Genomic DNA, 15,209 nt, shown 5'->3' with positions numbered 1-15,209 from the left:
TCGCATGTTCTTGGCTCCAAAAGTGGCGAACTTCTGGAATTTTAACCGTTTTTGCCTCATAACTCACCCGTTTTAGGTGTTTCAATGCTGAAACTGACGCACAAACTTTCCGGTATTTCTCTATCGCTGTTAATCGCCGTCATAATCATCCTTTGAAGCGGAATAACCTCATCTTTGCGATAGGTGTCACGGGCTTTGACCGGGTCGGCCATAATGGCACCGGCACCCGGAATAATTCCCGCCAAGCCAGCAGGGAAGCGGTGCGCAGTCAGAATATCTTGCGCACTGATATTCTTGATGTTGGCAAACTCATCTTTGGCGCTGATATCCCCGATAGGAATAAATTTAATCCCTTCCGGGTCGCCCTTCGGAATGTTCACAAACAGCGTGCTGAAATTGCCGATCCCCTTTGACTGTTCCAGGCTGTTGCAAATCTTGTCCTCGACTTCAGTCGTCAGATTGGGATCATTGGTGTAGATAATTCCGCCAGTGTGCGCCCCGTTATGGTAGTAGCGGCGGCGGAAAATCGTGGCCTCGGAGTTAAGTAGGGCGGCATGAATTCCGCCGATATAATCCGGCAGGCCGTAGACCTGTTGCTGTGGGTCATATTGCTTGAGAAAAATCACGTCTTCCGGGGCATAAACCAGTGGTTCGCCTTTTTGCAAAATCGCGATGCTGTCGTCTTTCCGTACCCGCATATACAACGAGGGTAACGGCAGCAATTCCACCACGTCACCCCAGCCGTTACGCACTTTCAGAATGGCCACGTCGCCAAAGGTCAGATAATCAAATACGCCGGCTTTCAGTTGTTCGTGGGTTAAGCCGCCACTGAGATAATCGGTGGCCACCATGTTGCGGCGAGCATAGAGAACGCCGCCGTGCTGGCCATTAAGATTGACCAATTGCGCTAGCGCGAGTCGGTCAATCGGTTGGCTGTAATGGTTAAAATCACTGTCGTACCAGATTTCTTTATAATCGGTGCCGGTGGTTAAGATGGGTTCCGGTTTACCCAGGCTAACAATGCTCATACTTTTGGCCGCAGAGGTTACCGGCGTGCGTTTGAGTTGGCGTTTATTTTTTTTCATGCGGCGTTGCTCGTTTTCCAAGTGGATTTGCGTTTGTGCTCACGGTCGAGCGGTTCGTTATCAATGGCGTGAGAAATGGCAAAGAACACGTCGGCGTGGCCGGTTTCTTTGCTGCGGTCGGCAACAAACGTCATGCCGCCGCCTTTGGCGGTACTGGTTCGGCGGATAGCCAGGAACGAGGCGGGGATTTCTTTTTGTTCGGCATCCCATTCAATGCGCTGGCTGTCGATTACCTCCACCATTTTCATGACCAGGCGGTTTTTGCTTTCCATGCCGTAATGAATGGCCGTGGCTTCCCGCATGGCAAAGTTCTGTACCAGCTCATACACACCGTTGCCGATGCCGGTAATGTCTACGCCGATATAGGTCATGTTGTAGCGCTGGAATAGCTCCTTTATCTGTCCAGCCTGATAGTTAAAATTCAGTCCTTGCCAGTAGAAGGTGGCCAACACACGGTATTTTTCCCCGTCATACAGCGGCGGGGCAATAATCACAAAGGTGGAGGTATCGCCGGAACGGGCAGGGTCGAAGCCCGCCCAAACTTCCCGATGACCAAAAGGCCGCGCGGCGCTGGGGTCGTGGTCTTGCCAGGCTTCAATATCGACGCCGCATTTTTCCAGCAGGTGAAATTTGAATACGCTGTCGCCGCTGTCCACAAACACGCACATATACAGCATGTTGAAGGTGTCGCGGTTGTACTTGTTACGCAGGCGTTCGATATCGGCCAGATTAAAGCCGCCTGCAATGGCATCCTCCAACGTGATGACATAACGCCACTGGCCATCGGGACATTCGCGCCCGCCGTCGCGGTAATCATCGAAGCCAGGGAAAACTACGTTGCGGCGGTCTTTATCCCCTTGCTTCCATTCGTCCCCTGTCCAGAACGGATAGCCCTGATGGGTTTTGGCGCTGGGGGTAGAGAAATAGGTGGTGCGCCACTTGTCATGGGTGGCCATGGCGCTGGCCACTTCATTTAGCTTGGCAAAGTTCGGCACCCATAGATATTCATCGCAATACAGGTGGCCACTGTAAGACTGGGCGGTATTTTTGTTGGTGGAAAGGAAACGCAGTTCCGCGCCGTTACTTAAACGGATCGGGTTGCCGGTCAGCGTCACCCCGAAATACTGCTCGGCAATATTGACGATGTAGGAGCGGAACACCTCCGCCTGAGCGCGAGAGGCGGACAGGAAGATTTGCGGATCGCCGGTTAAAATGGCGTCTTCCAGGGCTTCAAAAGCAAAGTACCAGGTCGCGCCAATCTGGCGACTTTTCAGAATATTGCGGATGCTGTAGTGCTTATTTTCCCGCAAATATTTTTGATACTGGAAAAGCGTTTCGCCGGAGAAAGACTCCAGTTCTTCCGCTGTTACGCCGGAAATATCATTTTTACGGTATTTGCGTTTCTTTTTGCTGCCGTCTTCTTGCTCGCCTGTGACTTCCCCGGCTGAATAGCTGCCTTGGGCTTGGGCTTGAATGGCCGCCAATTTTTCGGCGTGTTTACTGGCCTGAATCCGCAGTTTGCAGTGTTGAGCAATCAAACTGTCTAATTCTTTTAATTCCAGTTCACTTTTATTGTCGCGATGGGTTAATACCATCACGCGCCGGTTAATTGCCTCCTCAATGCTTTCATGGCTGAGCATATCTGCCCAACTCCACTTTTGCGCCCAATAGTAAATGATCCGCGCATTAGGCAGATTTAATTCCGTGGCAATTTCTTTCGGTGTCCATCTTTTTAAATAAAGCGAACGTGCCACACCGATAATAGTTTGTGTGTATTTGGCCATAGGCCGAATTATGCGGTGTTTATTTTGCTCTGACGTTATTCATCAATCTGTTCAGTTCGGGTAAAGGGGCATATCCGAATTGAACCGAAATAAGCTAAGTGCGGTAGATGAAATAATCCGTAATACTGCACATCTCGAAACAAACACAATATTTAAAAGTAGGTTTATGTCTAATTCGCATTTAATGACTGACTGGATTTGTGTTTGCGCTGAGGGGGAAACCGTTGACGGGCGTGAAATTAAAAGACAGTGGATCACTGACGCCGCCGAAACCTATAACCCGCAATTGTATACCGCGTTGTTGTGGCCTGAGCATTCCCGCAATTTTGGCAATATGGGGCAGGTACTTGAATTAATGAGTGAGGAAGGCAGCGATGGCGTTATGCGACTTTACGCCCGGCTCTGCCCTAACCTCTCTCTGATGCAAGCCAATGTGGATGGGCAACTGATTTTTTGTTCCGCTGAGTTTACGCTTGACGGCAACTTTCGAGGAACAGGGAAAAGTTACCTAGAGGGGCTAGGGGTCACAGATGAACCCGCCAGTGTTTACGCCGAAAGAATGCGTTTTAACCGCCGTAATAAAAACAAACGCTATGGCGCGTTAAAGCCATTGGTTATTGATGAAGTTACAGAAATTAAAGAGGCTCGAAAAATGGCAGGTAAGAATAAAAGTAAATGGCGCAGTCTGTTTAATATTCAGGACGATGAACAACCAGGTGAAGAAACTACACCCGTGGATGACGATAAAGTCCAGGTATTAGCGCAGGCGGTTGCCGATTTAGAATCACGAGTAGCGTCACTGGAAAATAAGACCGAAGCGACCGACACCGCCGTAGAAGAAGTGGTTGCGGATGTGGAAGTGGTGAAAGATGTGGTCGACACCGAAGACTTTGCCAGATTACGGGATAATTTACCGGGCATTATTAAAAACTTTGGCAAGCTGGATAATAAAGTGACCACGTTGCCGAAAAAATATTCCAAAGGTGAAGGGAAAAAACCGTTTAAATTCCTTTAAACCAACGACCACCTTTTATTCATTTTAATTTCACCGTAAAGGTGGGGGATAGCTATGCAATTAAATCAACGCGCGCGTCAATATATTGACGCTTACAGCGCCCAATTATCGCAGTCTTATAACGTCAGTGACGCGTCACGTTATTTTTCACTCACCGACCCGAAAGAAACTTTATTGCGTGATGCGTTACTGGAAACAGCCGAGTTCCTGAACATGATCACCGTGGTTGATGTTGACCAGCTTCAAGGGCAAGTGGTGGCGGTGGGCAATCCGGGGATTTTTACCGGGCGTAAAGAAGGTGGTCGTTTTATCCGCCCAACCGGCGTATCCGGTAACGAATATAAGCTGGTTGAAACAGATTCTGGTGCGGCACTCACCTGGGCAATGTTGTCTGTTTGGGCTAACGCCGGTGACGAAAACGAGTTTTTCCAGCGGATGCAGGACTTTACCAATCAGTCCTTTGCGTTGGATATGTTGCGCATTGGCTTTAATGGCAAGAGAGTGGCCAAGTCAACCAATCCAACGGAAAACCCGAACGGGGAAGATGTGAATATTGGTTGGCATGAGTTGGTGCGTCAGTACAAGGAAGGTCAGCAAATTATTTCGACGCCGGTCACGCTGGATGCACAGGGTGACTACAAGTCCTTGGATGCGATGGCCTCCGACCTGATTAACGCCAAAATCCCGCAGCAGTACCGTAATGACCCGCGTTTAGTGGTGTTGGTCGGGGCGGATTTGGTGGCCGCGGAACAATATCGGTTGTATCAAAAAGCTGACCGCCCAACGGAGAAAATCGCCGCACAGATGCTGTCTGACTCCATCGCCGGACGTCCTGCCATGGTGCCACCGTTTATGCCGGGTAAACGTATGACCGTGACCACATTGGCTAACTTACATATTTACACCCAGCGTGGCACCCGTCAGCGTAAAGCTGAGTTTGTCGAAGATCGCAAGCAGTTCGAAAACAAATATCTACGTAACGAAGGGTATGCGGTGGAGTACCCAGAGCTGTACGCCGCCATTGATGAATCTGCCGTCACCATCGGTGAAGTCAAAGAGCCAAGCGATCCGAAAGTCGGCGAATAAGGGGCAATCATGGCTTTATCACCGGCACAGCGGCATACGGCCATGATTGAGGCGCAGCGCAAGCTGGATAACCAGCAGGCGCTGGCCGGTTCGGTCAGTATGCATCTGCAAAAGATGGCCATCAGTCACGATGCCGAACGACTGCGCGGTCTGACTCGGGTAGAAAAAACGCGGCTGAAAAGCCAGGAATTGTTACCGCGCTGGATGCCGACCGTTGAGCAGTATCTGTCCGATGGGGAGGTATACAGCAATCCGGTTTTCGCTTACTGCATCGTCTGGTTGTTCGATATTGGCGATTTTGATCGGGCGTTGGCTTGGGCGGATATCGCCATTGAGCAGAAACAACTTACCCCGTTCGGCCTGCGGCGCGGATTTGCCCCCTTTGTAGCCGATACGATTTTAGCCTGGGCAGAGCAGAGTGTTTTAGAGGGACAGAGCATAGAGCCGTATTTCTCGCAGGTATTTGAGAAAGTACGCGATCAGTGGCAGCTGTATGAACAAATCAGCGCGAAATGGTTCAAGTTCGCCGGTCTGCGCCTGATTAGCAACGATAAAGGTGAGCCGTTACCCAGCGCCATCAAGGATGTGGCCAGCTTGCAGGAGGCTGATGCGTTACTGGCCAGCGCTCACCGGTTCCATTTCGGGTGCGGGGTGAGAACCTACCGGCAGAAAATCGCCGCCCGGCTGCGGGCGCTGGAGAAAGAGTAAAGACTACCGTAAGCCAAAGCGGGCGCGGTGGAGGCTGCAATCTACAGGTTTGCAGGCCGTGGAAATCGGTCTGCCCGCTTTTTCGGGAGTCTTATGTTTAGCGGTAAAGAGATTGATTATCAGGATGTTTTGTTAACTAACGACGGTTTTTGGCCAGACCTCAATTTGAGGGACTTTCAGCGTAGTCGCAGTATTCCGGCGGATATCGATGCCGATACCTTGGCTAACGCCTTACTGGCCAGTGTGTCCGAAGTGAATTTAGACCTGCGCCCACTGGCTGCGGAGCTGAGGGATAAGGGATACCCACAGGCCGCAGATGCGCCGGGTATCACCATGAACGGGCAAACGGCCTTGATTGGGCAGTATAAAAAAGCGGTGTTTGCCAGGGCAAAAGCGGATTTGCTGGGCGAGTATTCCACCCAGTTTAGCCGGGTGCCGAATGCGGGGCAGGAAAACCCCGAAACCCGCAGCCGCTTGCTGGCTGAGTCCAGCACGGTACTGCGCAATATGAAGGGCGTCGGGCGATGTAGTGTGAGGATGATATGAGTAAGCTCCAGCGTTTAACCGCCTTTATTGAGGCCAATTTACCGGAGCGGCTACGCGGGCTGGAATTTGACAGCGCAATGGATGAGGTGAGTTTTATTCCGGCGCAGCGGGATTTGGGGCTAGACCAGTATCAGCTGGCGCTAATGACCTTTGATGCGGTGCTGTCATGGGGACGTTTCCCGTACCGCGACTATGATCCGCGCAACCTGTGTGCCTTGCTGATGATTTGGGGGATAGAGAACTCGCCCGACAGCGGCGAGGCGATAGAGCCACCGAACCTTGATATTGACGTGATCGACGAAAAAACCGCGATGGTGGTGGTGTCTCTCTCTCTTTCAGAATCCCTGAGCATTGTCAGGGATAAAAATGGGGAGTTGCCTTTCGAAGGCGATAAATGGCGTCTGACTGACCCAAAGCTATGGATAGCCATGCAGGGAGAAGTCTTTGGCGCAGATAGCACCGGTGCGCCGTTGGGTGAAGCCTGATGATTGTTAGTGGCGAGTTGAGCGCTAAACAGTTAGCGGAACTGAAGGAAGCGCTTAGCGGGCTGGAATTACCGGCTAAGAAGCGTCAGCGGCTGTTATGGCGTATCGCCAAATTCGGGGTGATGGTTGCCGCCAAACGTCATGTGCGTAACCAGCAGGCACCGGATGGCACCCCGTGGGCAGAGCGCAAGACCCGCCGGCGCGGCAAGATGTTGCGCAATATGCCCAAATTGCTGCATATCCGGGAAATGCCGGAGGCCGAAGCGGTGCGGTTGTACCTGCAAGGCGGAAGTTATCGCAACGGGGAAAAACCGGTACCGGCGGGCGTAGTGGGCTACGGCCAGCAAAACGGTATGAAGGTGAATATTCATCGTCGCACCGTGACGAAAACGGCAGAGCCAGAACGACCAGCCACCGTTCGTCAGGCAAAAAGGCTGCGGGCGCTGGGATACAAGGTCAAAAAAGGCAAGCGCTGGCGTAAGCCGTCTTACAAAGAAATTGTGAGCACCATGCGGTTTGCCCAGGCGGGGTTACTTATCCGAAAACTGAGCGGCAAAGCAGTCAAGAGCAGTTGGACAGTAGACGTCCCTGCCCGCCCGTTCTTGGGGATGAGCGACGACGATTTTAATAAAGCCTTAGCGCGTCAGTTGCAGGCCATTGGGTTTGGCTAGGACGTCAAAGCACAGGATAGGAAGGGGTAACGATGAGTTGGCCAAACGTACAGATTAACCAGGTTAACCAGCTACAGGGGGAAACCAAAGAGATTGAGCGCGCCGTGTTGTTTGTTGGCCTGGGAAAAACCAACGGCGGCAAAACATTGGCGGTCAACACCCAAACGGACTTGGATGTGTTGCTGGGTGAAGCCGATAGCCCGCTAAAAGGCTGCGTCAACGCCGCGATGCTCAACGCAGGCCAGAACTGGAGCGGGTTTGTGCATGTGCTGGCAGAAGCCAAAGAGGGCGGCGCCACTGAGGCATGGGTTGATGCGGTGAGACAGTCCCAGTCGGTGGCCAGCGTGGAAGGTGTGGTGTTAACCCTGCCGGTGGATAAGGCGATGATTAACGCTGCCGCCAGTTTGCGAGCGGAATTACTGGCCAAGTTTGGCCGCTGGACGTGGTTTATTCTGGCGGTGGATGGAGCGCAGGATGCGGAAGATTGGGCAGAGTATTTAATTCGCTTGGGCGAACTGCAAAAAGGGATTGCCGCGCCAGCGGTGCAACTGGTGCCGTGTTTGTGGGGTAACGAGCCGGGGGTATTAGCTGGCCGTTTATGTCATCGGGCGGTGACCATTGCAGACAGTCCGGCGCGAGTGGCTACCGGTGCCTTGCTGGCGATGGGCAGCGATACTTTGCCCGTGGACGGCAACGGCGAGGTGCTAGATTTAGCCACCTTACAGGCGTTGGAAGCGCTGCGCTACAGCGTCCCGATGTGGTATCCCGATTATGACGGCCTGTATTGGTCTGATGGTCGCACACTGGACGCTGAAGGTGGGGATTATCAGGTAATAGAATACCTGCGCATTGTGGATAAAGCGGCGCGTCGGGTGCGTTTACAGGCGATTGCCAAAATTGGTGATCGGTCGTTAAACAGTACGCCGGGCAGCATTGCCGCACATCGTTCATGGTTCGCTAGATCGCTGCGGGAAATGGCGAAAAGCACCCAGATTAACGGCGTCACCTTCCCCGGCGAAGTGAAGCCGCCGAAAGAGGAGGATGTGGCCATTACGTGGCGAACTGCCACCAAAGTGGAGATTTATATTGTGGTTCGTCCTTATGAATGCCCGAAAGGCATTGCGGTGAGCCTGATGCTGGATACCTCACTGGAGAAAAGCGCATGAGTAGCCGTATTTCAGGCCAGTCCGTGGACGTCAGCATGAACGGCGAATTGATCCACGTAGAGAAAATCGGTCTGACCATCACCGATAACAGCAGCGCCGCCCAGACGCAGGGCGTCCCGGATGGCCATGTGAGTGGAGACGTTAGCGGCGAGGGGGATATTGAGGTCAGCACCAAAATGTTGCCCCAGTTAACCGCGATGGCAGCTAAAGCTGGTTCGTGGCGCGGGATTGAACCCTTTGATTTGCTGTTTTACGCCAAGGCTGGAACGGAGGAATTAAAGATAGAGGCATTCGGCTGCAAGCTGAAAGTGGATTCCCCGCTGGATCTCGATCCCAAAGGCGGCAGCGTGTTAACCCACAAACTGAAGTTTTTCATCACCAGCCCGGATTTTGTGCGTATCAACGGCATTCCGTATCTGGAAGCGGAAGCCACGCGCAATCTGATTGGCTAAGGGGCAGGGATGCAGGAGCATGAAAAAAGCATCATTGGGCTGGCCATTATCGGTGCGGTGATTGCTTTGGGTAAGGCGCTAACCAGTGATGAACCCATTACCGCCCGCTTGTTTATTGGTCGGGTGATTTTAGGTTCTGCCACGTCAGTGGCCGCTGCGGCGGTGTTGGTCTGGGTGCCGGGATTGTCCCCGCTGGCCATTACCGGATTGGGTGCGGCATTAGGCATTGCCGGACATCAGGCGGTGGAAGTGTGGTTGCGCCGCCGTGGCAGCAGCCTGTTAAAAGGAAAGAAATAATGACGTTAAGTGAAAAGCAGCAGCTCTTTACCCAACTGACCGCCCAACTGATCCAATGGGCGGGAGAGCGGGGCTACCGGCTGACCTATGGCGAAGCCTATCGCACAGCGGAACAGGCGGCACTGAATGCCAAATCGGGCAAGGGTATCAGTAACAGCCTGCATACCCAGCGGCTGGCGGTGGATTTTAATCTGTTTATCAACGGGCAATACCAGACCAAAAGCGAAGCCTATCAGCCGCTGGGCGAGTATTGGGAATCGTTAGGGGGCAGTTGGGGAGGGCGTTTTAAGTCTAACCCGGACGGCAATCATTTTAGCCTGGAACACAATGGGGTGCGCTGATGGTTAAGGTACTGGCGCTTATCGTGGCGGCGTTCGTCGCGGGCTGGTACGTCAATGACCTACAGCATGACAGCGCCGAACTGAGTATAACCCGCGCAGCCAATCAGGCGGCGGAGAACGCCAGGGTGAAAATGGAGGGAGTGGCCAGTGAGTCAGCCCGTCAGTTGGAAAAAACGCTGGAAGGGTTACACAGTCAAGAAGGGCAATTCCAGCAGGTTATTCATACGGAAATTATTAAGCCGGTTTTTACTAATGTGTGTGCTACTGATGAATATGTCCGGTTGTTCAACGACAGCACCACTGCCGCCGAGCGTACCTTATCAGGCCAATCTGTTAACACCGTGCAATAAAGTACTTCCGCGCTTGGGCGGGAATACCGGCAATGATTTTGATAACGCATTACGCGCCTATCGCAGCTTATATACTTTATGTGCTGCCCGGCATAATCAATTAATTAATGAAATCAATACGCGACAAGGAAATAAATAACATGGCTGATAAACATAAAATCACATTAACCGTTAATGGTGTCGATATTACTTTTGAACCAAATACCACCGCCTATAACAGTTTTATTAATGATATGGCGATGGATAATAAAATTGCGCCAGCGTTCCAATATCTGCGCCGTATTGTCAATAAAGACAATAAAGAAGCGCTCGATGATATTTTAAAAGTGCCGGGTGCCGCCTTGCAATTGGCCGGAAAGATTAACGAGGTGTATGCCCCACAGTTGGAAATTGAAGTAAAAAACTAACCCAGCGCCTACGGGCAATAGAAAATAATAGTCTTGAGCAATTTCTTATTTTACGCCGTCATTATCTTCCCCATGAAAATGACGAGGTAGAAAACCTTGCCCGTGCGCTGTGGTTAGATAATCGCTATTGGGAGAATACCCGGATAGCTATTGCCAATGGTATTGGCGTGGCATTTAAAGGCGAATAATGAGAACGCTCGATTTTACCCTTAGCCTGATTGATAAATTAACCCGCCCGTTAAAACAGGCGCAAGCCTCGGTGAAAGGGTTCGCAGAAACCTCACAGGCGGCGTTTGGCAAAATTGCCGTGGGCGGGGCGGCATTATTCGGTGTGGTGCAGGGTATTCGGGGTTCCCTCGGTCCTGCCCATGAATTCGCTACGGCATTAAATGAAGCCAGTGGCAACGGGGTGAGTGATAACGCCCTGAAAAAAATGAGCGGGGACGCCCTGAAATTCAGTATGCAATACGGGCGTTCGGCGGTGGAGGTGATCAAGTCCTCGGCGGATATCCAGAGCGCCATTGGCACTATCAGCGATAGCGAGTTACCGCGTTTTACGCTGGCCACCAATACCCTTGCTGCCGCGATGAAAACCACCGGCAGTGAAGCCGCCGCCTACATGGGGCAAATGTATAACCAGTTTGACAGCTACGCCGACCGTATTGGCAAAGTGAAGTTTGCCGAAGAAATCGCCGGTAAAACCGCCTATATGAAACAGGCATTTGGCGCAGATATTCAGACCATTGCTGACCTGATGCAAGGGGCTAAAGGGGTGGGTTCCAACTATGGCGTCGGGATGGATGAACAGCTGGCGGTGCTGGGGCAACTGAAAAAGACCCTCGGCACTGAAGCCAGCGGCAGCTATGAAACCTACATGAAAGCGGCGGCAGATGGGGCTAAAACCCTTGGGTTGAGTTTTGTCGATGCCTCCGGGCAGATGCTGACTATGCCGCAGATGCTGGAGAAATTGCAGGGGCGATACGGCAAAACCATTGAGGGCAATCTGCAAGCCCAGGCCGAACTGGATAAAGCCTTTGGTGACGGCTCGAATGTGATTAAGCAACTCTATGGCAACGTGGATTTGCTGAAACGCAATATCGGCGAGCTGGGCAGCAATGACGGCATGAAGCGCGCCGGTGAGATGGCCAAGAAAATGGCCGATCCATGGGAACGGCTGATGGCTATTTGGACGGGGATGCGCACTATTTTGGGCTTAACCTTGCTGCCGGTACTGTATCCGATCATGGATAGGGTATCGGCTATTGGCGAGAGATTCGCTCGCTGGATGCAGCTTTTCCCCAATATCGCCCGAGTGATTGGCTATGCCATGTTGGCCTTGCTGAGTTTCGCCGCTGCCGGTGCTGTCGCTAATATTGTGGTGGGTATCAGTATGTTTCTGTGGCAGGGACTCAAGGCGCTGTGGTGGGCATTGTGTGCCGTGACCAAAATCCACACAGTGGCTATCTGGCTATATAACACCGCCATGATAGCCGCGAACGCCACCATGCGGGTGATGCGCGGCGTGTTGCTGGCGGTACGTATCGCAGCCATATCGGCGGGGATTTCCTTTAGCTTCCTGACGTGGCCGGTGTTGCTGGTGATTGCCGCTATTGCGGCCTTGGCCGTGGGTATTTACTACCTGATCCAATATTGGGATGAGATCAAAGCGGCTATTGCCAATACCACCGCATTTCAGTGGTTAGCGGAAGTGGTGACGTCGGTCGGGGAAACCTTTAGTCAGGTATGGCGCTGGATTGCAGAAGGCTGGCATGGGTTGGTTGCGTCTATCAGCGGGGCGTCCTTGTTGGACGGACTCAGTGCGATGGCCGACAGCATCGGCAATGTTTTTAGCGGGTTATGGGACTGGCTGAAAAGTACCTTTGCTGAAACCTACAACTGGATTATTGAAAAGCTGAATTATATTCCCGGCGTCAGTATTGAAGCCAAAGCTATTGGGGCGATGCCCGTCGCTGCACCGGCGTATCAAACGGTATTAGCCGATAATAACAACCCGATGGCCAGTGCCAATAATTTAATGACCGGTGGACAAATAAAAGGAATTGGCAGTGGTGGTATTAATAAAGAAATAAACAGCAATAGCAAAACCACCACAGATAACCGAAAACACTTTGAAAATGTCTATATCACCCAACAAAAAGGTATGACGCCGGAACAACTTGCGGAATGGCAGGAGCTAAATTAAATCATGGACGTAAAATATATTGACCTGCTCATAATCGATGGCGACTTTTCATTAAACTCCGGCAATGAACCGATATTGTGTCATAACCGTATCAGTATTGGGCAGGATTGTGTTCACGCCATTATTGAAAGTGGATTAACCACCCGATTAATTGCCGAGCGCAGTCCCACCTTGCGGGCAGATATTATCACTCAGTTAATGATTCTACTGGAAGACGATGAACGTATTGTGCCGGGCACTGTAGTGATTAATGAAGAAACGACCCAACGGTTATGGATAACCGCAGAGACCTACGATTTTGGCGCGATTTCGGTCGGGGCTGATTATGAATAAAAAACCTGAAATTGATTATGAGCAGGTATTAAAAGACAGCGGAATGCCGGTGACCGAAACCGATATCCGACAGAAATTTGATGAACTGGTGGATGAAGAGGGACTTATCACCAACACCTCAAAAATGTCCCCGTTCTGGCGGCTGATTAAGACCATTGTCACTCGCCCAGTGTTATGGCTCAACGAGGTGCTGATTAATACCGTGCTGGCCAATATGTATCTGGCCACCGCCAGTGGCAGATTTTTGGACGTATTCGGCTGGAGTGTCAACGCCGAGCGAAAACCGGCCACCGCTGCCCGTGGCCAGTTGCGTTTTTACAAACTGGACGCCACTCAGACCGTCGTTATTCCGGCCGGAACGGTTATCCAGACTGAACGCATTAACGGCACGATTTACGCGGTAACGGTCAGCGCGGATACCCCCTTGGCCGCAGGCAGCGCCAGCGCTTTGGTGCCGGTATTGGCCAGCGGTGCCGGTGGTGCTTTTAATCTGGCTCCAGGTTATTACCGGATTTTGCCGGAGGCGGTGAACGGCATTGAACGGGCGCAGAACGAGGAAGGGTGGTTGTTGGCTCCCGGCGCAGATAAAGAAACAGACGATGATTTTCGTGACCGCTGCCGTAACCAGTTCAATCTGGTGGGCAACTACCACACCGATGCGGTGTACCGCAGCATGATTGCGGGTGTGGTGGGATTGTCCATCGACCGAATTTTTTTCCAGCACGATGCCCCACGGGGTGCAGGCACCGCTAACGCTTATCTGTTACTGGATTCCGGTTCCCTGTCCCAGCCGTTTATAGATGCGGTGAATGATTACATTACCAATCAGGGGCACCATGGCCACGGCGACGATATGCAGTGTATGCCGTTGCCGGAAACCCTGCATAACCTGCGGGTGACACTGTACGTCAGTAATAAACAAAATCTGACGGCAGATGAATTGGCCGGATTGGCCAACGGTAGCGAGAACATGATCCGCTGCGCTTTCCGTCAGAACGCCACCTATGCGGTGCGTAAAACGTGGCCGTATTCCCGTTTCTCGTTTTCCAATCTGGGGCGGGAGCTGCACAAGGCGTTTCCGTTGATTGAGTCACTGGATTTTTCCCTGGGCGATATCGTGAGCGAACTCAACGTGCCGCGCCTGAATACCCTGACCGTGGATATTAAAGATGCCTGATTTTAAACGCCGTTTAAAAGCGCTGCGCTTGCCCTCGTGGATGGATCAGGGCGAACCGGCCAAATTGCTACGAGCCTGCTCCCGTTTCTGGCTGTGGGTGAATGGCTGGCTGATATGGCCACTAAATCAAATGGATGCCTCCACCTGCGCGGTGCCGTTGCTCAATGTGCTGGCGTACCAGCGGGATATCAGCCGCTTTAACGGGGAACCCCTTAGCCTGTTTCGAAAACGGGTGGAATACGCCTTTATCAATGCGGCGGACGCCGGTTCGAAAGCCGGGTTTATTGCCATTTTTGAGCGTCTGGGCATTGGTTATGTGGAATTGCTGGAGCGCCAGCCGGAGGTGGATTGGGACGTGATTCAGGTGCGGGTAACCGATAGCCAGATTGCCGGTAACAGCGATTTGCTGATGCAGATCATCCGCCAGTATGGCAAGACCTGCCGCCGTTACCGCTTCGAGGTGATGACCAACAGCGGGTTACACCTGCGTGCCGGTTGGGCAGGCAATGAATATCTGTGTTACCGCGCCAGTAGCGGGGTAAAGAGCAATCAGGCCAATGTGGCCGCGGCGTTTTCCGCCTCATTAAACAGGAAGTAATTATGTCTCAATCTATCATTACCACCGCCTTTGAGCAGTGGAAAGCGCAGGAAGCCGCAGGCGGCAACACCGTGGTGCTGGATGAGTTTGTGTTGGCCAATGTGCCGGGACTGGATCCAGATGCACCGATTGCCCGCACCGAAGGACTGCCGCCAGCGGAGCAGATTGTTCACCGCCAGCGCGTGAATAAAACCGGTGTAGTGAATAACAATGCGGTGGTGTATTCGGTCACTATCGGTACCGAAATCGGCGATTTCGATTTCAACTGGATTGGCCTGGTCAATCAAGCCAGCGGCACGGTGGCGATGATTGTTCACGCTCCGACTCAGCGCAAGATTGCCAACGCCAGTGGTCAGCAAGGCAACGCTTTAACCCGCAGTTTCCTGATGGAGTATGACGGTGCGGCCAGTGAAACTGCGATCAGCATCCCAGCGGAAACATGGCAGATTGATTTTACCGCTCGCCTGACCGGCATTGATGAAATGCAACGGTTGATTAACCTTGA

General features: G+C 52.2%; 19 protein-coding genes. 17 read left to right on the top strand and 2 right to left on the bottom strand.

From position 1 onward, the window contains the following. Nucleotides 1-56: 56 nt before the first annotated feature. Together DBA33_RS18925 and DBA33_RS18920 are read right to left on the bottom strand one after the other, a co-directional pair. The gene (locus DBA33_RS18925; protein ID WP_240442724.1) at nucleotides 57-1,085 is read right to left on the bottom strand and encodes a phage portal protein; all 1,029 of its coding nucleotides are present in this window, start codon (nucleotides 1,083-1,085) and stop codon (nucleotides 57-59) included. Beyond that, complete coding sequence (locus DBA33_RS18920) at nucleotides 1,082-2,869, bottom strand: terminase family protein (protein ID WP_120806986.1); 1,788 nt, start codon at nucleotides 2,867-2,869, stop codon at nucleotides 1,082-1,084. The genes DBA33_RS18925 and DBA33_RS18920 overlap by 4 nt, the downstream gene beginning before the upstream one ends. Before the next feature lie 166 nt (nucleotides 2,870-3,035). Between DBA33_RS18920 and DBA33_RS18915 the strand changes: the two genes are divergently transcribed. The 17 genes from DBA33_RS18915 to DBA33_RS18830 form a co-directional block, all read left to right on the top strand. Continuing rightward, the gene (locus DBA33_RS18915) at nucleotides 3,036-3,884 is read left to right on the top strand and encodes a GPO family capsid scaffolding protein (RefSeq protein ID WP_120806985.1); all 849 of its coding nucleotides are present in this window, start codon (nucleotides 3,036-3,038) and stop codon (nucleotides 3,882-3,884) included. Between the two features lie 54 nt (nucleotides 3,885-3,938). Further along, nucleotides 3,939-4,970, top strand: coding sequence for a phage major capsid protein, P2 family (locus tag DBA33_RS18910; RefSeq protein ID WP_120806984.1), 1,032 nt, complete (start codon nucleotides 3,939-3,941; stop codon nucleotides 4,968-4,970). Nucleotides 4,971-4,979: 9 nt separating this feature from the next. Beyond that, nucleotides 4,980-5,678, top strand: coding sequence for a phage terminase small subunit (gpM, locus tag DBA33_RS18905; protein WP_120806983.1), 699 nt, complete (start codon nucleotides 4,980-4,982; stop codon nucleotides 5,676-5,678). Nucleotides 5,679-5,771: 93 nt separating this feature from the next. Continuing rightward, complete coding sequence (locus DBA33_RS18900) at nucleotides 5,772-6,224, top strand: head completion/stabilization protein (protein ID WP_120806982.1); 453 nt, start codon at nucleotides 5,772-5,774, stop codon at nucleotides 6,222-6,224. Beyond that, nucleotides 6,221-6,709 carry a phage tail protein gene (locus tag DBA33_RS18895; protein WP_071706506.1) on the top strand — a complete coding sequence of 163 codons (489 nt, stop codon included), beginning with the start codon at nucleotides 6,221-6,223 and terminating at the stop codon, nucleotides 6,707-6,709. Before DBA33_RS18900 ends, DBA33_RS18895 begins: the two co-directional genes overlap by 4 nt. Then, complete coding sequence (locus DBA33_RS18890) at nucleotides 6,709-7,380, top strand: phage virion morphogenesis protein (protein WP_120806981.1); 672 nt, start codon at nucleotides 6,709-6,711, stop codon at nucleotides 7,378-7,380. The genes DBA33_RS18895 and DBA33_RS18890 overlap by 1 nt, the downstream gene beginning before the upstream one ends. Before the next feature lie 32 nt (nucleotides 7,381-7,412). Then, nucleotides 7,413-8,546 (top strand): DUF2586 domain-containing protein, encoded by a 1,134-nt coding sequence (locus DBA33_RS18885; protein WP_120806980.1) that lies wholly within the window; start codon nucleotides 7,413-7,415, stop codon nucleotides 8,544-8,546. Beyond that, nucleotides 8,543-8,998 (top strand): phage protein, encoded by a 456-nt coding sequence (locus DBA33_RS18880; protein WP_120806979.1) that lies wholly within the window; start codon nucleotides 8,543-8,545, stop codon nucleotides 8,996-8,998. Before DBA33_RS18885 ends, DBA33_RS18880 begins: the two co-directional genes overlap by 4 nt. Nucleotides 8,999-9,007: 9 nt before the next feature. Continuing rightward, a complete protein-coding gene (locus tag DBA33_RS18875) occupies nucleotides 9,008-9,295 on the top strand; it encodes a phage holin family protein (RefSeq protein ID WP_071706568.1) in 288 nt (95 codons plus the stop codon). Then, complete coding sequence (locus tag DBA33_RS18870) at nucleotides 9,295-9,636, top strand: M15 family metallopeptidase (protein WP_120806978.1); 342 nt, start codon at nucleotides 9,295-9,297, stop codon at nucleotides 9,634-9,636. Before DBA33_RS18875 ends, DBA33_RS18870 begins: the two co-directional genes overlap by 1 nt. Next, nucleotides 9,636-9,986, top strand: coding sequence for a hypothetical protein (locus DBA33_RS18865; protein WP_071706611.1), 351 nt, complete (start codon nucleotides 9,636-9,638; stop codon nucleotides 9,984-9,986). The genes DBA33_RS18870 and DBA33_RS18865 overlap by 1 nt, the downstream gene beginning before the upstream one ends. A gap of 140 nt (nucleotides 9,987-10,126) precedes the next feature. After that, nucleotides 10,127-10,393: a putative phage tail assembly chaperone gene (locus tag DBA33_RS18855; protein ID WP_071708345.1), complete on the top strand. Its 267-nt coding sequence runs from the start codon at nucleotides 10,127-10,129 to the stop codon at nucleotides 10,391-10,393. A 187-nt stretch (nucleotides 10,394-10,580) separates the two neighbouring features. Further along, nucleotides 10,581-12,596 (top strand): phage tail tape measure protein, encoded by a 2,016-nt coding sequence (locus tag DBA33_RS18850; protein ID WP_120806976.1) that lies wholly within the window; start codon nucleotides 10,581-10,583, stop codon nucleotides 12,594-12,596. Continuing rightward, nucleotides 12,597-12,929 (top strand): DUF2590 family protein, encoded by a 333-nt coding sequence (locus DBA33_RS18845; protein WP_071706563.1) that lies wholly within the window; start codon nucleotides 12,597-12,599, stop codon nucleotides 12,927-12,929. Beyond that, nucleotides 12,922-14,106 carry a baseplate J/gp47 family protein gene (locus DBA33_RS18840; protein ID WP_120806975.1) on the top strand — a complete coding sequence of 395 codons (1,185 nt, stop codon included), beginning with the start codon at nucleotides 12,922-12,924 and terminating at the stop codon, nucleotides 14,104-14,106. The genes DBA33_RS18845 and DBA33_RS18840 overlap by 8 nt, the downstream gene beginning before the upstream one ends. Beyond that, nucleotides 14,099-14,704, top strand: coding sequence for a hypothetical protein (locus tag DBA33_RS18835; RefSeq protein ID WP_120806974.1), 606 nt, complete (start codon nucleotides 14,099-14,101; stop codon nucleotides 14,702-14,704). Before DBA33_RS18840 ends, DBA33_RS18835 begins: the two co-directional genes overlap by 8 nt. 2 nt (nucleotides 14,705-14,706) lie before the next feature. Beyond that, a partial coding sequence (locus DBA33_RS18830) for a phage tail protein (protein ID WP_162975244.1) occupies nucleotides 14,707-15,209 on the top strand: 503 nt, incomplete at its 3' end.

Source organism: Yersinia sp. IP36721 (genome assembly GCF_003634395.1).
GTDB classification, from domain to species: Bacteria; Pseudomonadota; Gammaproteobacteria; order Enterobacterales; family Enterobacteriaceae; genus Yersinia; species Yersinia entomophaga.
Note: the sequence above shows the minus strand (reverse complement) of the source record. Positions and strands in the feature narration are given on the sequence as shown.